Source organism: Arthrobacter sp. MYb229, from assembly GCF_002975405.1.
Taxonomy (GTDB): domain Bacteria; phylum Actinomycetota; class Actinomycetes; order Actinomycetales; family Micrococcaceae; genus Glutamicibacter.
Map to the genome: position 1 here is coordinate 231,151 of NZ_PCPS01000003.1, position 23,766 is coordinate 254,916.

General features: G+C 62.5%; 20 protein-coding genes and 4 riboswitches. Of the genes, 5 read left to right on the top strand and 15 right to left on the bottom strand.

Features of this window, described 5'->3' with window-relative positions; translation table 11 throughout:
- Positions 1-66 precede the first annotated feature (66 nt).
- The 13 genes from CQ019_RS11710 to CQ019_RS11770 form a co-directional block, all read right to left on the bottom strand.
- Positions 67-390: a putative quinol monooxygenase gene (locus CQ019_RS11710; protein WP_181148446.1), complete on the bottom strand. Its 324-nt coding sequence runs from the start codon at positions 388-390 to the stop codon at positions 67-69.
- 5 nt (positions 391-395) lie between these two features.
- On the bottom strand, positions 396-812 hold the full coding sequence (locus tag CQ019_RS11715; RefSeq protein WP_105569764.1) for an MmcQ/YjbR family DNA-binding protein: 417 nt from the start codon (positions 810-812) through the stop codon (positions 396-398).
- 85 nt (positions 813-897) lie between these two features.
- Positions 898-1,314 (bottom strand): CoA-binding protein, encoded by a 417-nt coding sequence (locus tag CQ019_RS11720; RefSeq protein WP_105569765.1) that lies wholly within the window; start codon positions 1,312-1,314, stop codon positions 898-900.
- A gap of 78 nt (positions 1,315-1,392) precedes the next feature.
- Entirely contained in the window at positions 1,393-2,805 is a 1,413-nt protein-coding gene (locus CQ019_RS11725; RefSeq protein WP_105553526.1) for an NtaA/DmoA family FMN-dependent monooxygenase, read from the bottom strand.
- A gap of 1 nt (position 2,806) precedes the next feature.
- On the bottom strand, positions 2,807-4,030 hold the full coding sequence (locus CQ019_RS11730; RefSeq protein ID WP_105553527.1) for an acyl-CoA dehydrogenase family protein: 1,224 nt from the start codon (positions 4,028-4,030) through the stop codon (positions 2,807-2,809).
- 50 nt (positions 4,031-4,080) lie between these two features.
- Entirely contained in the window at positions 4,081-5,703 is a 1,623-nt protein-coding gene (locus tag CQ019_RS11735; protein WP_105569766.1) for an ABC transporter ATP-binding protein, read from the bottom strand.
- Between the two features lie 38 nt (positions 5,704-5,741).
- Positions 5,742-6,632 carry an ABC transporter permease gene (locus CQ019_RS11740; RefSeq protein WP_105569767.1) on the bottom strand — a complete coding sequence of 297 codons (891 nt, stop codon included), beginning with the start codon at positions 6,630-6,632 and terminating at the stop codon, positions 5,742-5,744.
- A gap of 15 nt (positions 6,633-6,647) precedes the next feature.
- On the bottom strand, positions 6,648-7,604 hold the full coding sequence (locus tag CQ019_RS11745; protein ID WP_105569768.1) for an ABC transporter permease: 957 nt from the start codon (positions 7,602-7,604) through the stop codon (positions 6,648-6,650).
- A gap of 11 nt (positions 7,605-7,615) precedes the next feature.
- The gene (locus CQ019_RS11750) at positions 7,616-9,256 is read right to left on the bottom strand and encodes an ABC transporter substrate-binding protein (protein WP_105569769.1); all 1,641 of its coding nucleotides are present in this window, start codon (positions 9,254-9,256) and stop codon (positions 7,616-7,618) included.
- A 122-nt stretch (positions 9,257-9,378) separates the two neighbouring features.
- Positions 9,379-9,469, bottom strand: a riboswitch (SAM riboswitch).
- A 316-nt stretch (positions 9,470-9,785) separates the two neighbouring features.
- A complete protein-coding gene (locus CQ019_RS11755; protein ID WP_096285684.1) occupies positions 9,786-10,697 on the bottom strand; it encodes a MetQ/NlpA family ABC transporter substrate-binding protein in 912 nt (303 codons plus the stop codon).
- Between the two features lie 25 nt (positions 10,698-10,722).
- Positions 10,723-11,418: a methionine ABC transporter permease gene (locus tag CQ019_RS11760; RefSeq protein WP_096285686.1), complete on the bottom strand. Its 696-nt coding sequence runs from the start codon at positions 11,416-11,418 to the stop codon at positions 10,723-10,725.
- Positions 11,415-12,449, bottom strand: a complete 1,035-nt coding sequence (locus tag CQ019_RS11765; RefSeq protein ID WP_096285688.1) for a methionine ABC transporter ATP-binding protein — start codon at positions 12,447-12,449, stop codon at positions 11,415-11,417. Before CQ019_RS11765 ends, CQ019_RS11760 begins: the two co-directional genes overlap by 4 nt.
- A gap of 146 nt (positions 12,450-12,595) precedes the next feature.
- Positions 12,596-12,685: riboswitch (SAM riboswitch) on the bottom strand.
- A gap of 276 nt (positions 12,686-12,961) precedes the next feature.
- A complete protein-coding gene (locus CQ019_RS11770; protein WP_096285690.1) occupies positions 12,962-13,477 on the bottom strand; it encodes an ASCH domain-containing protein in 516 nt (171 codons plus the stop codon).
- 249 nt (positions 13,478-13,726) lie between these two features.
- On the opposite strand from CQ019_RS11770, the gene ggt reads away from it, so the two are divergent.
- Positions 13,727-15,550 (top strand): gamma-glutamyltransferase, encoded by a 1,824-nt coding sequence (gene ggt / locus CQ019_RS11775; RefSeq protein WP_105569770.1) that lies wholly within the window; start codon positions 13,727-13,729, stop codon positions 15,548-15,550.
- 81 nt (positions 15,551-15,631) lie between these two features.
- On the opposite strand, the gene CQ019_RS11780 is transcribed toward ggt, so the two are convergent.
- Both CQ019_RS11780 and CQ019_RS11785 read right to left on the bottom strand, forming a co-directional pair.
- Entirely contained in the window at positions 15,632-17,035 is a 1,404-nt protein-coding gene (locus CQ019_RS11780) for an LLM class flavin-dependent oxidoreductase (protein ID WP_096285694.1), read from the bottom strand.
- A gap of 64 nt (positions 17,036-17,099) precedes the next feature.
- Entirely contained in the window at positions 17,100-18,434 is a 1,335-nt protein-coding gene (locus tag CQ019_RS11785; RefSeq protein WP_105569771.1) for an acyl-CoA dehydrogenase, read from the bottom strand.
- Positions 18,435-18,450: 16 nt separating this feature from the next.
- Positions 18,451-18,551, bottom strand: a riboswitch (SAM riboswitch).
- A gap of 265 nt (positions 18,552-18,816) precedes the next feature.
- A riboswitch (SAM riboswitch) is annotated at positions 18,817-18,924 on the top strand.
- 5 nt (positions 18,925-18,929) lie between these two features.
- Between CQ019_RS11785 and CQ019_RS11790 the strand changes: the two genes are divergently transcribed.
- The 4 genes from CQ019_RS11790 (at position 18,930) to acs (ending at position 23,645) form a co-directional block, all read left to right on the top strand.
- Positions 18,930-19,742: an ABC transporter ATP-binding protein gene (locus CQ019_RS11790; RefSeq protein ID WP_105553676.1), complete on the top strand. Its 813-nt coding sequence runs from the start codon at positions 18,930-18,932 to the stop codon at positions 19,740-19,742.
- Positions 19,743-19,804: 62 nt separating this feature from the next.
- Positions 19,805-20,821 carry an aliphatic sulfonate ABC transporter substrate-binding protein gene (locus CQ019_RS11795; RefSeq protein WP_096285699.1) on the top strand — a complete coding sequence of 339 codons (1,017 nt, stop codon included), beginning with the start codon at positions 19,805-19,807 and terminating at the stop codon, positions 20,819-20,821.
- A 5-nt stretch (positions 20,822-20,826) separates the two neighbouring features.
- On the top strand, positions 20,827-21,648 hold the full coding sequence (locus tag CQ019_RS11800; protein WP_096285701.1) for an ABC transporter permease: 822 nt from the start codon (positions 20,827-20,829) through the stop codon (positions 21,646-21,648).
- Positions 21,649-21,680: 32 nt separating this feature from the next.
- Positions 21,681-23,645: an acetate--CoA ligase gene (acs, locus tag CQ019_RS11805; RefSeq protein ID WP_105569772.1), complete on the top strand. Its 1,965-nt coding sequence runs from the start codon at positions 21,681-21,683 to the stop codon at positions 23,643-23,645.
- Positions 23,646-23,766 lie beyond the last annotated feature (121 nt).

Here is a 23,766-nt window from a genome sequence, read left to right on the forward strand (position 1 = left end):
AGGCGCGGCCCGTAGTTGGAACTTCTTCTTCCAACTACGGGCCGCGCCGCTTCGCTGTCTGCAAGGCTAGCCGATCTGGAGCTCGCCCATTTCGTCCCAGTCTTCGCCTTCGATCTTGCGCGAGATGATCTTCGGGGTCTGCACGAGCAATGGACGCATCGACTCAAGCCCTGCTGCGAAGTGCTCCGAGTTGACGTGAGCCGCTGCGGCTTCGTCATCGCGGAAGGCTTCGACGAGAACATACCCGTTCGCGTCCTCGACACTTCGCGACCAGTCGAACCACAGGTTGCCTTCCTCGGCGCGGGTAGCCTGAGTGAATTGCGCAACGTGGGACATGAAGCTTTCGGAAAATTCCGGCTTTACCTGATATTTAACGACGATGAAGTACATGTAAATCAGTCTAGCGATTCGTTCGCAATTTTTGTTTGCATGCGGATGAATTCTCGGTCACGCCTCGGCATGCCCTCGACCACTAGATCATAGGAGTCCTCAACGAGTTCCCGCAGGTGCTGCGGTTCCAGCCCCGGACGCACCGAATTCCAGTGTTTTTTGCTCATATGATATCCGGGGATAATCTCGTCATATTCGCTGCGCAGCTGGTCTGCGATCGCGGGTTCGCATTTGAGGTTCAGCAGCAGCTCGCCCCGGTGCACCATGAGCAGCCCGAACATCTTGGCTTTAGCGCGGTCGCGGCCGGAAACTTTGAACACGGTGCTGTCTTCACCAAAAGGGTGGTCCTCGAATGCCCCGGGCAACTCCAGGCAGAGAGCACGCCACCGTTCGTGGAGTTCTTCCATCGAAGCTTCGGCCATCGATCTGCCCCTTCATTTATGGCTCTGGGTTGCTGCCTGCCACGGTACCAAGTTTTCCCGGCGTGCCGTGGGAGAGAGCTGCTTTTCAGAGCAGCGGATACTCAATTTTCGGGCAGGTATCCATGACAACTTCCAGGCCGGCGTCCTTGGCCCGTTGAGCAGCCGCGTCGTCTCTGACGCCCAATTGCATCCAGATGGCCGACGCTCCAACGCTGATCGCCTGGTCGACAACATCGCCCACCTTGTGCGAGTTCACGAAGCAGTTCACCACATCGATCTTTCCAGGGATATCGGCGAGCTTGGCATAGCCTCGTTCGCCGAGCGCATTTTCTGCGCGCAAGGACACCGGCACGATCTCCATGCCCAACTCGTCGCGCAGGTACCGGGCGATCGACGGCGCCACGCGATGCGGGTTAGCGCTCAAACCCACCACCGCCCAGCGTGCCGGAGTCGTCAATAACCGTCTGATGAGCTCGGGATCATTAACCTGGTTTTCGTTCATGCTCGTCACCCTACAGGGTGTGGATACGAAAAGGCCGCCGGTGCACAGCTTGCCCCGGCGGCCTAAACGGTCTGCGTGCTAATGCTGAAGCGCCGCTTCGGTGTTCGTCGCGGAGAACTCTCCGAAGGCGCCACGGTACCGCGCCGCGGGGTGGTTCTCCGGAAGCTTGTCTCCGCGTCCAAAGACCTTCGCACGCAGGCTGCCCGGAGCATATTCGCTCTGCGCCAAACCGCGCCGCCGCAGCTCGGGAAGCAGCCCCTCGATGAAGTTGTCATAGGAGCCAGGCAAAATGTGGTTGATGACATTCAGCCCGTCGATCCCCGCATCCTGCCATTCGAGCAGCTTGTCGGTGATCTGTTCCGGGGTTCCCACGATCTGCTGGGCCTTGGCCCGGTAGTGCGCGAGGTCGCGCAGCGTCGGGTTGCGGCCCGGGGTGGAAGCCAGCGCGGCTTCCAGGACGCCTTGGGCGCCCTCGGTTTTCACCTCGCCCAGCGGGGTGTCCAAATCCAATCCGCCCAAATCCACGCCGATGCCTCCACCGATGTGAGCGATGATCGCGTGCGGATCAAGGTACTGGTCGTATTCGGCTTCCAGCGCTTTGGCCTCCGCCTCGGTGGAGCCGACCACGAAGGAAAGGCCTGCGAAGACCTTCAGATCCTCGCGGCTGCGGCCCGCGGCGTTGAGGTTCTGCGTCAACGCGGCGACCTTCTTGGCCACATACGCCGGGTGCGGCGCGAAGAGGAACGTCGCCTCTGCATGGGTGGCCGCGAATTGGCTTCCGCGAGGAGAGGATCCCGCCTGGAAGAGGAATGGTGTGCGCTGGGCGCTGGGAATCGCCTGATGCGGGCCGTCGATCGAATAGATCTCGCCGCGGTGATTGATCTTGTTAATGCGCGCCGGGTCGGCGTAAATCCCAGATTCCTTGTCGGCCTTCAGCGCATCGTCTTCCCACGAGCCTTCCCAGAGCTTGTAAGCGGCATCGACGTATTCCTCGGCCCACCCATAACGGTCGTCGTGGGCCATGAGGTTCTTCGCGCCGAAATTGCGGTGCGAGTTCTCCAGCACGCTGGTCACGATATTCCATGCCACGCGTCCTTGCGAGAGATGGTCCAGCGTGGAGATCTGTCGTGCGAATTGGAACGGATGGGACTGGACGACCGAACTGGTCATCGCCAGCCCGATCTCCTTGGTGCTGGCGGCCAGCGCCGAAAGCAGCACCAGCGGGTCGTGGCTCGGGATTTGCATTCCCTTGCGTGCCAGGGAGGCCCAACCGCCCTCGTGATCTGCGTACAGTCCGGCCACGTCGGCGAAGAACAGGTTGTCGAATTTCGCATCTTCGAGTTTCTTGGCCAGATCCACCCAGAGCCCCAGCTCATGGAACCGGTCCTGTTGCGCTTCCGGATGACGCCACATTCCGCCGAGGATATGGCTAGAAGTATTCATCAGGAAGGCCGAGAGGATGAAGCGTGGTCGTGTTTCGAAGGTACCCATTTTACTTTGCTCCCTTGGCTTCGCCGATTGAGTTCAGGCCGGTCGGAATCGTGCCATTGATGAAGTAGTCGCCTACCGAGCGGGCCTTGAAGGCCACCGGGTTGTGCGTGGCGACGGTGCGTGCGTTGCGCCAGTAGCGGTCCAGCGACTTGCTGGTGGACACCGCCGAGGCGCCGGTGACGTCGAACAGTTCGCTCGTCGCATCGAGCACCAGCTTGGGCGTGATGACGTGTGCCTGCTGCACCGCGATCTCCGCGCGTAGGAAAGCGGCTTCGTCATCCAGGTTCAGCGCCGGGTCGTGGGCGGCATCCAGTTCGCGGGCCGCGGTGACCACAATAGCTTCCGCGGCGTATACGTTCGCCGCAAGCCGGCCCACCAGTTCCTGAATCTGCGGATCGTTGCGGAACAATTCTCCGGAGCCGGTATTGAAGGTCCGGGTGCGGGTTTCCACGATGCGGGCGGCCTCGTCACGCGCGGCCTTGCCGATGCCGACGAGTACCGCAAGCAGGCAAAGCTGGAAGAACGCGGGCTCCAGCGTGGAGGCGACCTTGCGTTGCAGGATATTTGCCTCTTCAACGGGAACCTCGGTAAAAATACCGGTTCCGGTACCGGTCAGCGGCTGGCCGAAGCCGTCCCAGTCGTCAAGGATCTCCACCCCTTCGCCGTGGCGGTCAACGATTGCGTACTGGCGGCCTTCGACGCCTTCGGTGGAGGCCATCACGACTACCCAATCGGCGAAGATCGAGCCGGTGGTGTAGTACTTTTCGCCGTTGAGCACCCAGCCGACAGCGCCCCGGCTGAGCCGGGTGTTGGTGGTTCCCAGCGCGTTGCCACCACGTTCGGTGGCCGCATTGCCGAAGATCTGGCCGGCGAGCACGCGGGGGAACCAGCGGTCCTGGAATTCTTGGGGCTGCAGCGCGATCGTTTCGACAAAGGAGAAGTGGCTGCGCAGCAGGTGGGCGACGTTCGAATCCGCGGAGGCCAATTCGATCAGCAGCCGGAAAAGATGCTCGTGGCTGACCGGTTCCCCGCCGTGGCTGCGCGGCACACGCAACGTGGTGAAGCCGGCGTCCTTGAGCCATTGCACCTGCTCGAAGGGCAGGATCCGCTGCTGCTCGCGCTGCGTAGCGCCCTCGCCCACGCGGGCGAAGACCGGAGCGAAACGCTCAGCCAGGGCCTGGTAGGTGGCTTCGGGACTCAGGGTTTGGCTGAGGTCAATGCTCATGTGCTTCTCATTCCTTGTCACTGGAAATCTGTCTGGGATGAATCTGCCGCTCAGGCGCTGCGCAGGTGCTCGAATTCGCGCAGCACCGCGCCGGGGTTCGCCGCAAGCAGGGTGCGCGTGTATTCATGGCGGGGGTTGGAGAACACCTGCTCAACGGTTCCGGTTTCCACCAGTTCGCCGCGGCGCATCACGCCCACCCGGTGGCTGATCCGTTCGACCACGTGCAGGTCATGGGAGATGAACAGGTAGGTCAATTGCTGTTCGGTCTGCAGCCGATCGAGCAAGTTGAGGATCTGTTCCTGGGTGAGCACATCGAGCGCGCTCAATGCTTCGTCGAGGACCAGGATCTTCGCGCCGCTGGCCAGGGCGCGGGCGATGGCCACGCGTTGGCGCTGGCCCCCGGAAAGTTCCGGCGAGCGCTTGGCGGCCAGTTCCGGGGCGAGGTTCACCTGCGCCATCAGCTCGTTCGTACGTGCTTCGCGCCAGGCTGAATCGCCAAGCCTGTAGTTGCGCATCGGCTCCTGGATGATCGAACGGACCGTTTGCCGGGGGTCCAGAGCCGAGTCGGGGTTCTGGTAAACCAGCTGCGCCTCGCGCCACAGCGCGTAGCGCTGCTTGCCGCCGATTGAGCTGACGTCCTGGCCGTTCACCTCGACGCTGCCCTGGCTTGCGCCAAGCAGCCCCATGATGATTTTAGCCGTCGTCGACTTTCCCGATCCCGACTCTCCGACCAGCGAGAAGGTCGTGCCGCGAGCCACCTCGAAGCTGACCTGCTGGACCGCCTGATGCGCCTTGGAACCCTGTCCAAACTCCTTGCCGAGGTCCGTCACGCGAATCGCCACGTCGCTGATTTCGGCCGTGTCTCGGCGCTGGTTGGTGGCGTACGCCTGGTCGAGCAGGGCCTTGGTGTAGTCATTGGTGCTGCTGGCAATCAGCTCGCGGACCGAACGGTCTTCGAGAACCTCGCCACCATTCATCACCAGCACCCGGTCGGCGATGTCGGTAGCTACGGCGAGGTCGTGGGTGACGAACAGGACGGTGGTCCCCTTCTGCCGGGCCAGGGACACGAAGACTTCAAGCACCGTGCGCTGCACGGTGACATCCAGTGCGCTGGTTGGCTCGTCGGCGATCAGCAGCTGCGGATTCAGCGCGAAGGCGATGGCGATCAGCACGCGTTGCTTCAGCCCGCCGGATAGCTCGTGCGGGTACTGGCTCAGGCGTTGCTCCGCCCGGTCGATCCCGACGCTGCCGAGCAGTTCGATGGCTTTTTCACGCCACCGGTTCTTGGGCACCGAACGGGACGGGTGTAGGCGGAACACCTCGATGAGCTGCGAGCCGATGGTCTTCACCGGGTCGAGCGAGGCGCCCGGGTCCTGCGGGACCAGCCCGATACCGGCGCCCCGGATATCGCGCCATTGACGCAAGCTCAGCGCGGTGACCTCGGTGCCGCCAAAGCGGATGCTGCCGGTGGTGCTGGCGTCCTGGGGAAGCAGCCCGATCAGTGCCTTGGTCAGCGTCGATTTCCCCGAACCCGATTCGCCAACGATTGCCACGATCTGCCCGGCCGGGATTTCGAGGTTGATCCCCTGCGCGGCGAGGGTGCCTTGGGCGTACCGCACCGAAAGATCCTCGATGCGCACGACCGGGTTGGTGCCGGTGTTCTTGGTAGTCATAATCTGATCCCTTCACAAATTTTGGTCCCCGATGCCGGTTAGAAGCGGAATGCCTTGTTGATTGCGCGGCCGAGCACGGCGGTGAGCATCACTGCCGCGACGATCACCAGCCCCGGAAGCGTGGTCAACCACCAGGCGACGGTGAGGTATTGGCGGCCTTCGGAGATCAGCAGCCCCCATTCGGGTGTTGGCGGCGGCGAGCCGAATCCTAGGAAGCCGAGCCCGGAGATCGCCAGGATCGCCGCACCCAGGTCGACCGCCAGCAGGGCGAGCACCGGGCCGATCACGTGCGGGATGATATGGCGGCGCAGCACGGTGAGGTAGCCGCCACCGCTCATCAGCGCCGCTTGCACGAAATCGCGTGAACGTACGCGCAGCACCTCGGTGCGGACAAGCCGCGCGAAGGCCGCGATCGAGGCGATGCCCACACCGAGTCCCAGCGAGAATGGACCGGGTTCGGTCGCGGTGACCAGGATCAGCGCGATCAGGAAGGCGGGAACCGCCAGCACCACGTCGACGAAGCGCATCGCGACCGAATCGGCGAAACGGCCGGCGGTGGCGGCGAGCAGGCCCAGCAGGCTGCCCACCACGCTGCCGATCAGGCAGGCCAGTCCGGCGGTCATCAGCGTCTGGCTGGTTCCGTGGACCACCCGGGCATAGACGTCGCGCCCCAGGTGGTCGGTTCCGAAGGGATGGGCCAGCGATGGTTCCGCGAGCTTCTGCTGCGGCACCCCGGTGAGCGGGTCCTGTCCGGTGAACAGCCCCGGCAATACCGCCCAGGCGAGCAGAAGCGCCAGCGGGAGGAGCACCCACCAGTTCCGCAACCAGCCAAGCAGCGTGGTCTTGGGCGTGGCGCCATGCTCCGGCTCGAGCGCGCTGCCAGTGGCCAGCTCCACGGCCGGGGTGCCCCGTTCGGTCAAAAGACTCATGATCGTTTCCTTTCCCTAGGCTGCCAGCGCGCGAGGCGAACCGGCGTGGGAGGTGATGATGCGTGGATCAAGCTTCGGATGGATCAGGTCGACGAGCAGATTCACCGCGGTAAAGGCGGCGGCGGTGAGCAGCACCAGTCCCTGCACCAGCGGGATGTCCTGCACCGTGACCGCCTGCAGCACCAGCTGGCCCAGTCCGGCACGGGCAAAAACCGTCTCGGTGATAACGGAACCGGCGAGCAGGGTGCCGATGGTGATGCCCGCGATGGATAGCGCCGCCGGGGCGGCGTTTTTCAGCGTGTGCCGGTAGAAGATCCATTCCTCGCTGGCGCCCTTGGCCCGCAAGACATCGACGAAGGGCTGAGTGTTCACCTCGTGCACGCTCTTGATCAGCACCTGGGCGATGGGTGCGCTGAGGTGGATGGCCAGAACGAGGATCGGCACCGCCAGCGAGAGGAACGAGCCGTCCGGGAACAGCGACATCACCCCGAGCTGCACCGCGAGCACCTGAAGCAGCACCAGTCCGAGCCAGAACACCGGGATGGAAATCATCAGCGGTGGCAGATTCAGCAGGGCGTTGCGGACCCGGGGGCGGCGCGACAGGCTGGCGGCGGCGGTCAACGCGACCGCCAGCACCAGCGCCAGGGCGAAGGCGCTCCCGGCGAGCAGCAGCGTGGAGCCGATGACCTCGCCTATTCGGGTGGACACCGCCGAGCCGGAGGACAGGGAATAGCCCAGGTCTCCGGTCAGCAGCGCACCGAGCTGGGTGAAGTACTGCACGATCAGCGGCTGGTCATAGCCGTAGTAGGCCTTCATCTGCGCGATCGTTGCCGGATCCGCAGACGAGTCTGCGGAGAGGAAGATCGTGACCGGGTCGTTCGGCAGGGCCTGCACCGCGAGGAAGACCGCGGTGTAGGCCAGCAGGATCACCAGCAGTGCCTGACCGATGCGTTGTGCGATGTATCCACCCATGTTGAGTTCCTTTAGCCGTTGCTCTTCCAGGCGCCCTGGAAGATTGGTGCGGTGCCGGAGGTGAAGTCGATGTGCGCGTCCTTGTTGGCGCCGTACACCTGCACTTCGTCCCACAACACGAGGGTCAATGCCTTGTCCAGTACCAGCGCGCGCTGCTCCTCGCCGATGAGCTCCAGATGCTCTTCTTCGGTGGTCGCCGCCTGCTCACGGGTGAACAATTCGTTCAGTTCCTTGTCGGCGTTCAGCGTCTGGTTATTTGTCGCCGGCGCGTAGACCGGCCCCAGACCGCCGTAGGCGAACTGGCGGGTTCCGAAGAATTCGATCTGGTCATCGACCATGGCGTTGGTCAAAAATGAATTGTCCGCAGCACGGTTGACCAGCTGCACTCCGATCTCCCGCCATTGCTGTTCGATCAGCTCGAAGGCCGGCTTGATGACCACGGAGTTATTCGAGCTGGCCACCGTGATTTCAAGCTTCTTGCCGTCCTTCTCACGGATCCCGTCCGCGCCAACGCTCCAGCCCGCTTCTTCAAGCAAGGCCTTGGACTTCTCCGGGTCATAGCCGAGCTCGGCAGACAGATCCACGAAGCCCGGTGCCTGGTGGTTGAGGATCGACCCTGCGAGCACATAGCTGTCCGAGAGGACCGTGTCCTTCAGCGCCTGGCGGTCGATTCCCACCTGCAACGCCTGGCGCACCTTGGTCTCGGCCAGCTTGCCCGAACCGATTCGAATCGCGGCATGGTTGGTAGTCAGGTCCACGCCTTGGGCGGCGAAGATCTGCCCGCCTCCGGCACTGAGCACCTCTTCGTCAACGGGCTGCAGTCCGCGGACCAAATCGACCTGGCCGGACTGCGCCGCGCCGGCCCGGTGGGCAACTTCTGGCAGGTACTTGACGACCAGTTTTTCAAGGTATGCGTCACCCTGGTTTGCTGCGGTTTCCGGGGCCCAGGCGTAGTCATCGCGGCTGGTGAAGACGACTTCTTCATCTGGCTTTTCGGATTCGAAGACGAACGGTCCGGAACCGACGATCTGCGATATTGCGGTTTGCCCTGCATTGTCCAGTTCCAGTGTGCCCGGGGATACCAGCCCGGCGGTCACCGAGGAGGTGGAGCGCAGGAAGTTCGCATCCGGGCGCTTCAGGGTCACCTTGACCTGGTTCGCGCCGACGACCTCGGAGCTCTTGTAGGCTGAAAAGTCGACGTTCGGTTGAATCTGCGCGGACTCTACGCCTAAGCCAAGCGCGTCCAGATTTTTCTTGACCGCTTCGGCATCCAGGGCCGTGCCGTCTGAGAATGTGACGCCATCACGAATGGTGAAGGTGAATTCGGTCTGTGCCTTATTGGCGGTGAATTCGGAGGCGATCCAGCCTACGAGCTTGCCGGATTCGGTATCAAAATAGGTCAACCGATCCAGCACCGAGTTCAGCACATTCGCCTTCTCGTAGAAGCGAGCGGCCTGGGTCTGCCAGTTGTTGATCGGGGTTACCTCGGCAAAGGTGAACGTTCCTCCCTCTACCGGGGCGCCTGCTTCCGCGGAAGCTGCCGGCTCGGAGCTCTCCGCGGTGGATGCGCTGTTGCCGCCACAGGCGGTCAGCGAAAGACCTAGAACTGCGAGTAGTGCTGCGGCCTTCAGGCTCAGTGGTGTGTTGCGCATTTTCTGGTGTTCCTCTCGGTAATTTCCCGAGGATTACGCCGAAATCCCGATCCTGCCGCGGTATTGCGGGGCGGGAAGAAGGCAGACTTCTCCCCTGTGCGGACCGTTGCGAAATCTAGCAATCTCCATCGGTCCTGGCCTTAGCACCGCTCCCTGCCGGGATGGTTGCTGCAACGTCAACGAGCCAGGTCTCTCGGTCGCTCTGGATGGTTATCATTCGGTGTCTTTGCCGAACAATTTAAGTCTGCGCGCGCAGGTGCGGTGTGACCAACCATGACGTTATATACGCGTCACGAAGTCATCCCAATACACACTTTGGGGCAAAAACAGGCCCTGAAGCCGGTCACGAAACGTCATAAGTCAGTTCGTGACGCTGCTGAAAAGATTTCCTTGACAGCAGTATCCCCGGCCCCGCGTGATCAAGGGTGGATTTGCTCGCTCGCCAACGAAACATTCGGGATAAAAGCGAACGGCCAGCCCGAACCTCTCTGGTTCAGGCTGGCCGTTCGCATAGTTCCAGTGAGCGGCCCTACTCGGCGGATACCGGAGTCAGCACTCCTTGGACCAACGGATCCTCGGTGTTCTTCAGGTATTCCTGCAGTCTTGGATCGGAGAACACCTCGATTAGCTTGGCTGCATCGGCAGTTTTGGAGAACTCGGTGCCGAAGATCAGCTTGGAGGCGAAGGTTCTAGGCGGTTCCGGGAACAGGATTCCCTTGTCGCGGCCGACCTTTCCGGCATCGAACTGCGACACGTATCCGATGGCTGCATCCACATCGTCTAGCATGCGCGGCATGGCGAGGAGGTCTGCTTCCTTCAGCTCGAAGCCGCGCGGGTTGTCAACCACGTCGGCCATCTTCGCGGTACGCGGTTCGATGTCGGGGTTCAGGCCGAGCAGTCCCTCGCGCTCCAGGAGCCAAAGCGCTTGCCCCTGGTTGGCGACGTCGTTAGGCAGGAGCAGCGTCGACCCCTCGGGGAGAACCTCGACCGATTCGTAGCGGGTGGAATACAGACCGAAGCCCCATTGGTACAGTTCAACGGTTGGCGTCAATTCCACGCCGGCGGCTTCTGCCGATTGCCGCATGTACCACTCATGTTCAAAGATGGTCGCGTCGAACTGCCCTTCGGCCACGGCGCGGTTCGCCTGGATTGGATCCTGAAGCCCAATGGGTTCTATCTCGATTCCATAATCCGGCGCGATGGTCTCGGCCACGAATTTCAGGATCTTCTCTTCCCCGGCCATTGCCGGTTCAAAATGGACCTTGAAATTCGTTTTGCCGGGCTCGGTGGACGCGAGCGCTGGAGCGGACTTTTGCTGAACCAGCAACGCGCCAAGGACGAGCGCCACAATGGTCGCGCATGCCGCGATGGTCCAAGGCAGTTTCGCGGTGTTTTTACGCAGAGTGAAGCCATGGTCATGGCCTTTGGGTGAAGTCGTCATGTTCTTCTCGTTTGTTCTAGGGCGCTTAGGGGCGGGCCAGCGCGCGGGCGATGCGATCGCCGAGGAATTGGACTGCTTGCACGGTCAGAATGAGCGCAAGGATCGTGGCAAGCATGACATTCATGTCGAACCGCTGATAGCCGTAGGTGACCGCCAGATAGCCGATGCCGCCGGCCCCGATGGTTCCCGCGATGGCCGAATACTCGACCATCGAGATGGTGTTCAGCGTGACGGCGGAGGCCAGGGCGGGCAGCGCCTCACGGATCTGGGTTGCCCCGATGATTTGCAGCGGCGATCCACCGGTCACCAGCCCGACGGCCAGGTTCTCCTTAGGCAGATCATTGAGCGCGTTCTGCACGAGCCGCGCGAAGAAGGGAATGCCCGCAATGGTCATCGGCACCACTGCTGCCCAAATGCCGATGGTGGTTCCGGTCACCCATTTGGTGAATGGAATAATCGCCGCCATCAAGACCAGGAACGGCAATGAGCGTCCCATGTTGACGAACCAGCTCAGTGCCGCATGGCTCTTGTCGTGCGGAAAGAGACCCTGCCGGTCGGTGTTGAACAGCGCCAAACCCATGATGCCGCCAAAAATGATCACCAAGACCATCACGATGCCGACCATTGCCCAGGTCTGTCCATAGGCAGGAAGCATCAGGGCGGGCAGTTCGTTCCATGGGGTGTCGGTACCGACCGCTGCGCTTTCGGTTGGGATTCTCATACCGCCACCTCGATGCGTTCCGCGCGGTCGGCCACACTCGCGAGGAGCTGCTGGGATCGTGGCGTGGCGCGCAATCCCCATCCAGCCAAGACGGCAATAGCTCGTTCTGCGGCAATGCCCGCGAGACCGATTTCAACGCGGCCCAGCGTTCCCTCGTGGTGTGCTTCCACGGAGCCACCGAGCAGCGCGACCCGCGCGCCATGTTCGGTTCCCAGCCGGGATATCCAGGCTGGGTCCACATTTGCCGCCTGGTAGGCCACGGTCAGCGTGAAGTCGTAGCCGGCGGGCACCAGATCGGGGCGCAATGGCAGAAGCTTTGAACCGGTCACCGATCCCGGATCCGCTACCAGGCCTCGAAGTTCGCCGTACTCGGCGATTCGACCGCCATCGAGTTGCGCGACGCGGTCGGCGATATGGCGCACCACATCCATCTCGTGGGTGATCAAGATAATCGCCAAGCCCAAGTCGGTGCGCAGGGAATCAAGCAGTTCCAGCACCTGCGTGGTGGATTCCGGGTCGAGCCCCGAGGTTGCTTCATCGGAGAGCAGCAGACGCGGACGCAGCGCCAGCGCTCGGGCAATGCCCACGCGTTGGCGTTGGCCACCGGAAAGTTCTCCGGGGTACGAATTTGCCCAATCCGCCAGACCTACGCGATTCAGGAGTTCAGCGACCCGGTTTTCCATCTCGTGGTGGACTACTCCCAGGTTTCGCAGCGGCAACGCAACGTTTTCGGCTACCGTCATGCGGCGCAAAAGGGCCGAGTTCTGGAAGATCGTGCCGATGGCACGACGTTCGGCGCATAGTTCTTTGCCAGAGAGCACCGACAAGTCCTTGCCTTCTACCAGGATCTGACCGCTGCTGGGCTTTTCCAACAGCGAGATGCAATGGGACAAGGTGGACTTCCCGGCGCCTGAGGGCCCAACCACCGCGGTGATTGTCCCCGATTGAACGTCCAGGTCGATCCCCTTGAGGACCTCCACACGGCCCTGGGCCGTTTCGTAGTGCTTATGCAGCTGGCGAATCTCAATCATGTGATCGTCCAGATAACGTCGTTTGCATTTGTTCTCCTTGGTGCTGGCACCGCGCAGAGTCTCAAACAGCGACGATCCACGGATTCAGGATGCCGCTGGCTTTCGCCAGGCTCTGAATCTCGGGAACAAAGCCGGTGTTTCAGACTGCTCCATCGGTCCTGGCTGTAGCACCGGCCCCGTGAGGGTGGTTGCTGCGACGTCGTTGAGCCAGGTCTCTCGGTCGCTCTGGATGGTTACCATTCGATAGGTGAATCGAACAGTTTCAGTCTGTGCCCGTGCCCGCTTCGTGAACAACCATGACGTTATATACGCGTCATGAAGTCGACCTCGGTGCGCAGATCGGCGGAAAACCGGCCATAAATGCGCGACTCACCCGTCATATGTCGCCACGTGACGACGCTGAATTCGCATCTTGACTCAGGAGAACTCGGCGGGTGCGAGGACGCCCCTGGGCCTGAACGCAAAGCAAGCTTCCAGAACCGAAAGGTGGAGATGAATTAGGTGCCTGGAAGCTAGCTGCGCGGCCAGACCACTTCGAAGCGTTCGCACACGATCCGCTCACCGGGCACGCCGGTCATTGCCGGTTCCCACTGCTTGGCGAAATCTGCCTGCTGCGTCCGTTTCCAGAACTTTTCGTGTTCCCGGCGCCAGCTGGCCAGACTACGGTCATCCTCGCCCTCGGCAAAGGCAAAATCTGCATCCACCTGGTCGAATGATTTCAGCGTCACCTCGCTGGTACGCAGGATAATTTTCGGTGTCCCGGAGCCGTCGCAGGCGATCCAGTGCGAACCGACCCGCGGAAGCGGTTCGTTCTCGGCAAGGTACTCGTTTTCAAGGCTTGAGGTGGCACGTTTCTGCCCGTGGGTTACCTGATGCAGCAGTGCCTCGGCGAGCTCAGCGCTGTCTCCGAAGTATTCCACCACGTAGTCGCCCGGATCGGTGGCACAGCTGTTTCGGTAGTCAGCCCACATTTGCGCGGCGGCGGCGAGATCTACCGGGGGCAGCTCGGAGGTAGGTTCATTGCTCATTCTCCTAGCCTAAACGCAGTCCGGCCACCGAAGCTGCTGTATTCGGTGGCCGGATCGCTGGCTGCCGCGGTGGCGGCATGCCCTCCGAAGCCCTTGAGGCGACGGCGGTGAATCCGACGCTAGTGAAGTCTTCACCTGAGCGTAATGAGCGACAAGCATGCGCGGTGACGCGTGTCACAGCCTAAGTCTCAGGTGCTTCTCCCGTAAATTGGCGCTTGCTTCATCCCCACCTTTTCAGGAGATCAAAGTATGTCACGAGCAAGTACGAGAGCTATCGCCAGCGCCGCGGCACTGGCGCTGGGACTGGGAACTTTCACCGCCCTTCCGGCCAGCGCCGATCCCAGGGCGACCGACAAAACGCCTACGGCCAAAGGCAGCGGCGGCGCAGTCTCCTCCGTAGACCCGGAAGCGACCGCCGCCGGAATCGAGATCCTGCGCAAAGGCGGCAACGCGGTTGATGCGGCGGTCGCAACGGCGGCCGCGCTGGGCGTGACCGAGCCTTATAGCGCGGGCATCGGCGGCGGCGGCTACTTCATGTACTACGACGCGAAAACCGGAAAAATCAGCACCATCGACGGCCGGGAGACCGCACCGGCAGCAATGCCCCAAGATGCCTTCATCGATCCGGAAACCGGCGAGCCCTACAACTTCACTCCCGAACTGGTGACCAGCGGCGTGGCGGTCGGCGTGCCCGGCACCCTGGCCACCTGGCAGCGCGCGCTGGACAATTGGGGTTCCCAAAGCCTGAAGAAAGTTCTGCACCCAGCCACCCAGGTAGCTTCACGCGGCTTCGTTGTCGATGAAACATTCCGCGAACAGACCCTGGATAACAAGGAACGCTTCGCGACCTTCGGCTCCACCAGCGAGCTATTCCTGCCCGATGGCGATGCGCCGCACGTTGGCAGCATCTTCAAGAACCCGGATCTTGCCCAGACCTACCGGTTGCTGGCGAAGCAGGGCCCCTCGGCGTTCTACCAGGGCGAAATGGCCGAAGAAATATCCCAGACGGTGCAGGCTCCGCCCACGTCCGCGGACACCGAACTCCCGGTTCCGGCTGGCTATGTGAGCACCGCCGATCTCGCGGACTACGAGGTCGTGGAGCAGCAGCCAACCCAGGTCAGCTACCGCGGCCTCGATGTTTACGGCATGGCTCCATCCTCCAGCGGAGGAACCACCATCGGTGAATCGCTGAATGTTCTCGGCGAGTTCGACCTCGCCGGCATGGAGCGGCCCACCGCGCTTCATCACTACTTCGAGGCGACAGCCCTGGCCTACGCCGACCGTGGCAAGTTTGTCGGCGACCCGGCCTTTGTGGATGTTCCCACCGAAATCCTGACCGACAAGCTCTTCGGCGTCGACCGGGCGTGCGCGGTAAACCCCGAACAGGCCGCGGAGAAGCCGGTGGCTCCGGGCGATATCGAGGGCTATGACGGAGTGTGCCCTGCGGCAACCAGCGAGCCGGTGGTTGAGCAGGATACCGAGAATATCTCCACCACCCACCTTTCGGTGGTGGACCGCTGGGGCAATGTCGTCTCCTACACCCTGACCATCGAGCAGACCGGAGGTTCGGGCATCGTGGTGCCCGAGCGCGGCTTCCTGCTGAACAACGAGCTGACCGATTTCTCCACGGTGTACGATCCCGCCGACCCGAACCGGATCGAGCCGGGCAAGCGTCCGCGCTCCTCGATGGCGCCCACGATCGTGCTGCGCGATGGCGAACCGATGCTCGCCATCGGCTCCCCCGGCGGCTCCACCATCATCACCACGGTGCTGCAGACCCTGGTGAACCGCATTGACCTGGGCATGGATCTGAGCGAAGCCATCGCGGCCCCGCGCGCCTCGCAGCGCAATACCGCGGCGGTGACGGCGGAGCCCGAATTCATCGAGGCCTATGGGCCGGCGCTTGAGGCTTTCGGGCACAAGCTCACCGCCGCCGGTGATTCCTTCACCCCGCAGGCTGAGATCGGTGCGGTTGAGGCGGTGGAAATCGCCGCAGACGGGACCTTGATCGCGGCGGCTGAACCAAACCGCCGCGGAGGCGGTTCGGCCATGGTGGTGAACCCGGCCAAATAGCCGTTAAAGCCAGCGAGTCCCCGCGGAATTCAACATTTCGCGGGGACTCGCTGGCTTTGCTAGCGCTTGATCTTCAAGGATTTAGGCCTTGGTGGCCAATCGGTTGGAGATCTTGTACTGGGCGGCACGGTGGGTGTCCTTCACCCGGTCACCTTCACCGAAGAGCTTGTGGCGCAGCGAGCCCTCGGTGTATTCGGTCTTGTAGACCCCGCGTGCCTGAAGCTCGGGAACCACGTACTCGACGACGTCCTCGAATGTACCTGGAGTGACAGCATAGGCCAGGTTGAAGCCATCTACGTCGGTGTATTCAACCCAGTCGATGAGCTTCTCGGCAACCTCGGCGCCGGAACCGACGGAGACCGGACCGAATCCGCCCACGCCGATCCATTCGGCCAGCTGGCGGATGGTCCATGGCTTGCCGGTATCACCGCTGGCCTTCTTGAAGGTTTCCACCGAGGACTGGATGGCGTTGGACTTCACGTCGTCGCCAATCACGTCATCTGGTCCGTAAGCGGACATGTCGATGCCGGTCCAACCGGAAAGCAATGCCAGCGCGCCGTCGATATCCACGTAGGAGCTGTAGTCCTCGAACTTTGCCTGGGCAAGTTCCGAAGTTTCGGCGGTGATGATGGTCTGCATGGCGAAGATCTTGATGTCGTGGCGGCCACGGCCTGCGGCTTCGGCAGCGTCGCGGATTTTGGCGACCGCTTCTTTGAGCAGGTCACGGGTTGGGCAATTCACGAAGATCGCTTCGGCGTTCGACGCGGCGAATTCGGTGCCGCGCTTGGAGGCGCCGGCTTGGTAGATCACCGGGGTGCGCTGCGTGCTTGGCTCGGTGATGGCGATGCCCGGAACCTTGAAGTACTTGCCCTCGTGATTGATCGGGTGCACCTTGGAATGGTCGGTGTAGACGCCGGATTCCTTGTTGTTCTGCACCGCGTCCTCTTCCCACGAGCCTTCGAGCAGCTTGTAGACCACTTCGAGGTACTCATCGGCGTGGTTGTAGCGTTCGTCGTGCTCCATCTGGTCTTCTTGGCCCATGTTTCGGGCGGCCGATGGCAGGTAGCCGGTGACCACATTCCAGCCCACGCGGCCGTTGGTCAGGTGGTCCAGGGTGGCCAGGCGGCGCGCGAAGGCATAAGGGTGCTCATAGGCGGTACCCGCGGTGACGCCGAAGCCGAGGTTCTCGGTGACCGCGGCCATCGCGGAGACGAGCATCATCGGGTCATTGACCGGCGCCTGCGCACCGCTGCGCAGCGGAGTTTCGTTGGTGCCCTTGTAGACGTCGTAGGTGCCCAGCACATCGGCGAGGAACAGGCCGTCGAACTTGCCCTTTTCCAGCACCTTGGCCAGGTGGGTCCAGTAGCCCAGGGTGTTGTAGGTCGACGCCTTGTCATCCGGGTGGCGCCAGAGGCCCGGCGACTGGTGCACCACGCAGTTCATATCGAAGGCGTTAAAAAGGATTTCGCGCTTGTTCTCGCTCATTGGTGTGCCCCTATCCATAGAAGAAATCTGGTTAGTCTAAAAATCTGTGTTCGAAGAGTGTTGCCTAGCTGCCGGCGAACCGGTTTGCTCCGGTTACCGTGCCGGTGACGGACAGCCGTTGGGGCTGCACGCCGTTGATCTCGTAGTCCCCCACGATGCGCGCCTTGTAGATCGCCGGATTGTGCGTCGCGATGGTTCGGGCGTTGCGCCAGTGGCGGTCCATATTGCAGCTATTGCGAGTGGAAGATGCACCCAGCGCGTCGAAGAGCTTGCTGGTCGCTCCGATGACCAGCGGCTGCACGATCGTCTGGGCACGGTTTGCCGCCAATTCGCACACGGCAAAGCGCTCCTCGGCGTTCAGGTTCGCGTCGGCCATGGCCGACTCGACCTCCAGCACCGCGCCCATGACCACGGACTCCGCGGCGAAGATTTCGGCGGAAACCTCCCCGACGAGCTGCAAGACCTGCGGTTCGCGGTGCACCGGAACTCCGGTGCCGGTGCTGAAACTGCGGGTACGCGCCTGCACGGAGGAGCGCAGGTCGTTCAGTGCCGCCCGTCCGATTCCGGCCTGTACCGCCATGAGCACGAGTTGGAAGATCGCGGCTTCCGGATCCGTGGGATCCTCCGGCATGAAGGTGTCCACCGGAACTTCGTGGAATTCGGTGCTGCCGGTACCGGTGAGCTGTTGGCCGAAACCATCCCAGTCATCGAGGATTTTCACGCCGCTGTGCTGGGTGGAAACTACCGCGATCTGGCGCCCTGGGAGTTGCGGGTGCGCCACCGCTACGGTGGTCCAGTCGGCGAAGATGGTGCCGGTGCAATAGAACTTCCGCCCATTGACCAGCCAGCGCGACCCCTCCTCGGTGACCTTGGTGTTGAGCAACCCGAGGGCGTTGCCGCCTTCCTCGGTGTAGGCGTTGCCCACGATCTGCCCGGAGCTGATTCGGGCAACCCATTTGCTACGGAGCTGCGCATCTTCCAGCCGCACCGCATTTTCCACGAAGGCAATATGCGCGCGCCATAGCTGAGCCACATGCGAGTCGGCCTCGGCTAATTCGATGAGCAACCGGAAGACATCGCTCAAGCGCGCCCCATGGCCGCCGTCGGCAACCGGCAGGCGCAGCGCACCGAAGCGCTCACGGTTCAGCAAGCCAACCTGTTCGAAAGGCAGGATCCGCTGCCGGTCGCGTTCCCTTGCACCCGCGGCGATCTGCGCGAACACCGGACGGAAAATGCCGGCAAGCCGTTCATACTGCTCGTCAGCGCCGGGGCCCGGGGTAATTTTCAGCAGCTGCCGGGTAGGAAGTTCCTGTGGAAGGTCGTCAAGCTCCACCGCGCTACCCGCAATAGACGGGTCGCTGAGCGCATTAAAGTCGCCAGCGGGATCGCCAAATGACATCGAAAGTCCTCAATTCTTTCCATCGGTCCTGGCTGTAGCACCGTCCCGCGCCAATATTTAGGTGGGTGGTTGCTGCGACGTCGACGAGCCAGATCTCTCGGTCGCTCTGGATGGTTCGTAATCATTTGTAGCCTGAGGTCTACTTCGTCCTCAACCCGGTTAGTCACATTTCGTCGTGCACGGATGGAGATTGAAATGCATCAAGGACAGCACTTGCCTAACGCGGCCGAACACAACGCCTAGCGTTTAGCGATTTTTCGGCCAAATGCGCGATTAGTGAAATAAAAATCGAAACATCACGATGATGTGACGCATCTATCGAATATTTATCATGTTACGAAAGATTTGCATTGAAATCGTTCGAAGGCCTGTAATAGTCGTGTAACCATCCCGAGCGGCTAAGAGATCTGGCTCTGTGACGCCGCAGCAACCACCACACACGGTTAATAAACCAAACGGTGTCCGGTGCTACCGCCAGGAACGATGGAGATGAAAATGACTACAGCCTTTGCCTTGCCCGAGACCGTCCAAAGCGCAACGGCGCTCGACGTGGAGTTCCTCGAGCTATCGCGTACTTTCACCGCCAAGAAGGAAAGCAACACGGTGCTTCGCGACGTGAATCTGCGCCTCGGAGCGGGCCAGATTGTTGCAATTCTCGGCGCAAGCGGTTGCGGCAAATCCACTCTCTTGCGGGCGGCCTCCGGCCTGGACCGCCCCTCCACCGGGTCGGTGGTCATCGGAAGCCGCGCCGTGACGGGGATAGATGAGCGGTGCGCCGTTGCATTCCAGGAACCACGGCTATTGCCTTGGCGCTCGGTCCGAGACAACGTGTCCATCGGCCTTGCGCCGGGAACCGACAAGCAATCCGGGCGCCAGCTGATCGCCGAGCTGCTGGAGCTGACCGGCTTGAGCCACGCAGCAGATCTGCGCCCACGTGAAATTTCCGGGGGCATGGCTCAGCGGGTTTCGCTTGCTCGCGCGTTGGCCCGGCGCCCGGGCGTCCTGCTTCTCGACGAACCCTTTGGTGCGCTCGATGCGCTGACCCGAATGAAAATGCAGGATCTGCTGCTGGCCATCCATAAGTCTTTCCCGACTACCGTGCTGCTGGTGACCCACGACGTCGATGAGGCGCTGACTCTCGCCGACCGCATCGTCGTGCTGGGCCGACCCGAGGGCCAGGCCTCGGCGACCGTGATCGAGGATCGAGTCCTGTCCGCGGCGCACCCGCGCAGCCATACGAGCAGCGAATTCGTCGCCCACCGCACAGCGCTGCTGAGCCTGCTCGGCGTTGATCCGACGAACCACTAGCACTTTCTACCGCACTCATTTGGTCCCGCGGGCCTTCCATTCGCACAAATCAAGGATTTTCCATGCTCTCGAATCGTTTTTCCCGTCGCGCCGCACTATCCGTAGCAACGCTTGGCATTTCGGCCCTGGTGCTGACCGGATGCGCGGGCGAGAACGCCGCAGCCGACGGCCAGACGCTGTCCATCGACTTCGCCACCTACAATCCGCTGAGCCTGGTCCTGAAAGAAAAGGGGTGGCTGGACGCCGCCGCTAAGGAACAAGGGGTCAGCGTCGAATGGATCCAGTCGGCCGGCTCGAACAAGGCCAACGAGGCGCTGCGCGCCGATGCCGTGGATGTGGGATCCACCGCCGGTTCGGCAGCACTGCTGGCCCGCTCCAACGGCTCACCTATCAAGACCATCTCGCTGTATTCGCAGCCCGAATGGTCCGCCCTAGTGGTGAACGAGGACTCGGATATCAAGTCGGTCAAGGACCTTGAGGGCAAACAGGTCGCGGCCACCAAGGGCACCGACCCCTACTTCTTCTTGCTGCAATCCTTGGCCGAAGCCGGTCTGAGCGATTCGGACATCACCTTGCAGAACGTGCAGCACGCCGATGGGCGCACCGCGCTGGTCAACGGTTCGGTCGATGCCTGGAGCGGCCTGGATCCGATCATGGCCGATGCCGAACAGGACGGCGCGAAGCTGCTCTACCGTAACTTGGACTTCAACACCTATGGCGCGTTGAATGCCCGCGAAGATTTCATCGAGGAGAGCCCCGAACTCGCCCAGCTGGTGGTGGACTCCTACGAGAAGGCTCGCGGATGGGCCGCCGCCAATCCTGGTGAAACGGCGAGCATTCTGGCCGAGGTTGCAGGTCTGGAGGCCCCGGTCGCCACCCAGGTGATCGAGGAACGCTCGAACCTCGACGTGGACACCGTGCCGGGTGAGGATTTCATTTCGGTGCTGCGCAATATCGGACCTACCTTCGTGGCCAACAAGGACGTCTCCACCCAGGACGCAGTCGATCAAGCGCTGGAATCCCTGGTGGATGAGCAGTTCGCTGCCCAGGCCGACGCGACGAAGATCGCCGGGGAATAAGCAACATGTCTTCAGCGAACCAAACCCAGCAAGCCAGCACGCCGGTGCAGGCACGCGAAAGCCTTGGCGCCAGGCTTCTGAAGCTACCGCACTGGCTGCTCGCGCTGATCCTGCCGCTCATCGTCTTGCTCACCTGGCAGGTGGTGACGACCACCGGCATCGTCGCGCCGTGGTCCTTGCCGACTCCGGCGGCCGTGGTGGCCGCGGCCGGCGAACTGCTCGAAGGCGGCGAGCTGGGCAAACATGTGGGCATTTCGACCCAGCGTGTACTGCTCGGATTCTTCTTCGGCTCGCTGCTCGGCCTGCTGTTCGGCGCGCTGGTCGGACTGTCCCGGCTCGCCGACGCACTGCTCGGCCTGAGCATCGGGGCGCTGCGCGCCGTGCCTTCGCTGGCCTGGGTTCCGCTGCTCATCCTGTGGATGAAGATGGGCGAGGACTCCAAGGTCACGCTGGTCATCATCGGCGCATTCTTCCCGGTGTTCACCACCGTTGCCTTGGCCCTGCGCCACGTGGACCGCCAGCTCATCGAAGCCGCGCGCGCGTTCGGACTGAACGGCCTGAAGCTGCTGCGCACCGTGCAGCTTCCCGCGGTGGTTCCCTCGGTCTTCTCCGGGCTTCGCCTCGCCTTGGCCCAGGCCTGGCTGTTCCTGGTCGCCGCCGAACTGCTCGGCGCCTCCATGGGGCTGGGCTATCTGCTCACCGACTCGCAGAACAACGGTCGCATCGACCGGTTGATCCTGACAATTATCCTGCTCGCCGTCTTCGGAAAGATCACCGATGCCCTGCTCTCGGTAGCAGAACGCTGGGCGATCAACCGCTGGACCTAAGCCAACAACTCGAATCACGTTCAAGGACCGCAATGACCACCATCGAATTGGCCAGTACAAATCAGCCCTCCAACGCCGAGGCACGCCAGGAGTTCTGGGACGAGGCGGCGAACCTGCTTGACTGGGACACCCCATGGCACACCACCAGCCAGATCATCCCGGCAGACGCACAAGCCAAGCGCGGCCCGCAGATCTCCTGGTACCTCGGGGGCAAGCTCAACGCCGCGGTGAACTGCGCCGACCGCCATGTGGCCGCCGGCAACGGCGAGAAGGTCGCCCTCTACTTCGAGGGCGAGCCCGGTGACCGCATCGCGGTGACCTACCGGAACCTCCAGGAGCGCGTCAGCCAGGCGGCGAACGCCCTGCAGGAGCTCGGCGTGGCCAAGGGGGACCGCGTGGTCATCTATCTGCCGGTGCTTGTCGAAACCATCGTCATCACCCTGGCCTGCGCACGCATCGGGGCGATCCATTCGCTGGTCTTCGGCGGCTTTTCCGCGGAGGCGTTGAAGTTCCGGGTGGAGGACACCAAGGCCAAGCTGCTGGTCACCACCGACGGCCAGTTCCGCCGCGGCACCTCGGTTCCGGTCAAGGCCAACGCAGATCTTGCGGTATCCGGGGAAAACAGCATCGAAAAGGTTCTGGTGATCCGCCGGACCGGGGATGAGATCCCGTGGACCGCCGGACGCGATGTGTGGTGGCACGAGGCGGTGGAAACTCAGTCCACCGAGCACGCAGCGCAGGCTTTCGATTCAGAGACCCCGCTGTTCATCATGTACACCTCCGGAACCACCGGGCAGCCCAAGGGGCTGGTGCACACCACCGGCGGGTACCTGACCCAGGCCGCGTACAGCCACAATCTCCTGTTCGGCAACCCCGACGAATCCCAACGCGCGAGCGACGTGCACTGGTGCACCGCGGACCTGGCTTGGGTCACCGCGCACACCTACGAGATCTACGGCCCGCTGGCCAACGGCGTCACCCAGGTGATCTACGAGGGCGTGCCCAACGCACCGCACCCGGGCCGCCACTTCGAAATCATCGAACGCTACAAGGTCACCAGCTACTACACCGCGCCGACCCTGGTCCGTTCGCTGATGGGCTGGTTCCCCGAGGGGGTTCCGGCCGGCTATGACCTGTCCTCGGTTCGGGTGGGCGGCACCGTGGGCGAGTCGGTCAACCCCGAGGCGTGGCGCTGGCTGCGCGCTCAGCTGGGGCGCGACACCCCCGGCGGCATCCCGATGGTCGATACCTGGTGGCAGTCCGAGTCCGGCGCAACCGTCCTCTCCCCGCTGCCTACCGACGAGCATTTCAAGCCCGGCTGCGCTTCGCGGGCGCTGCCCGGCGTTTCGGTGGACATCGTGGACGCCTCCGGCGGCCGCGTGGGGCCCAACGAGCAGGGAAATATCGTGATCACCCAGACCGGCCCGTCCATGGCCCGCACGGTCTGGGGAAACCCGGAACGCTACTACACCAGCTACTGGGAGCAGTACGCCGCGCAGGGCTGGTTCCTGGCCGGGGATGGCGCGCGCTTCGATGAGGATGGGGACATCTACATTCTGGGACGCACCGATGACGTGATCAACATTTCCGGACACCGGCTGTCCACCATCGAGATCGAATCCGCACTGGTCACCCACCCAGGTGTGGTCGAGGCGGGAGTCTGCCCGACCCCCGATCAGAAAACCGGGCACGCGGCCACCGCGTTCGTGGTGCCGCTGGATGCCTCGCTGGTCGCGGCGCAACCCGATGCGCAGACGCTCGTCCGCCAGCAGCAGTTCATCGCCGAGCTGCGCGCAACCGTCACCACGCAGATCGGACCGATCGCCAAACCACGCGATATCGTCCTGGTCCCCGATGTGCCCAAGACCCGCTCGGGCAAAATCATGCGCCGCCTGCTGACCCAGCTCTTCGAGGGCACCAAGCTCGGGGACACCACCAGCTTGCAAAATGAACCATGCATTGCCCGGCTCAACGAGATCTGCCGCGCTCGTCCCTAGCCGCCAATGAATCTGGCCGACCTTCATCCGCAATTGCGAAGGTCGGCCAGATTCGTTTAACCGCTTCTGACCACGAATTTTCAGCGGAGCGAAAAGACACGAGTAATTATCTTGACTCATT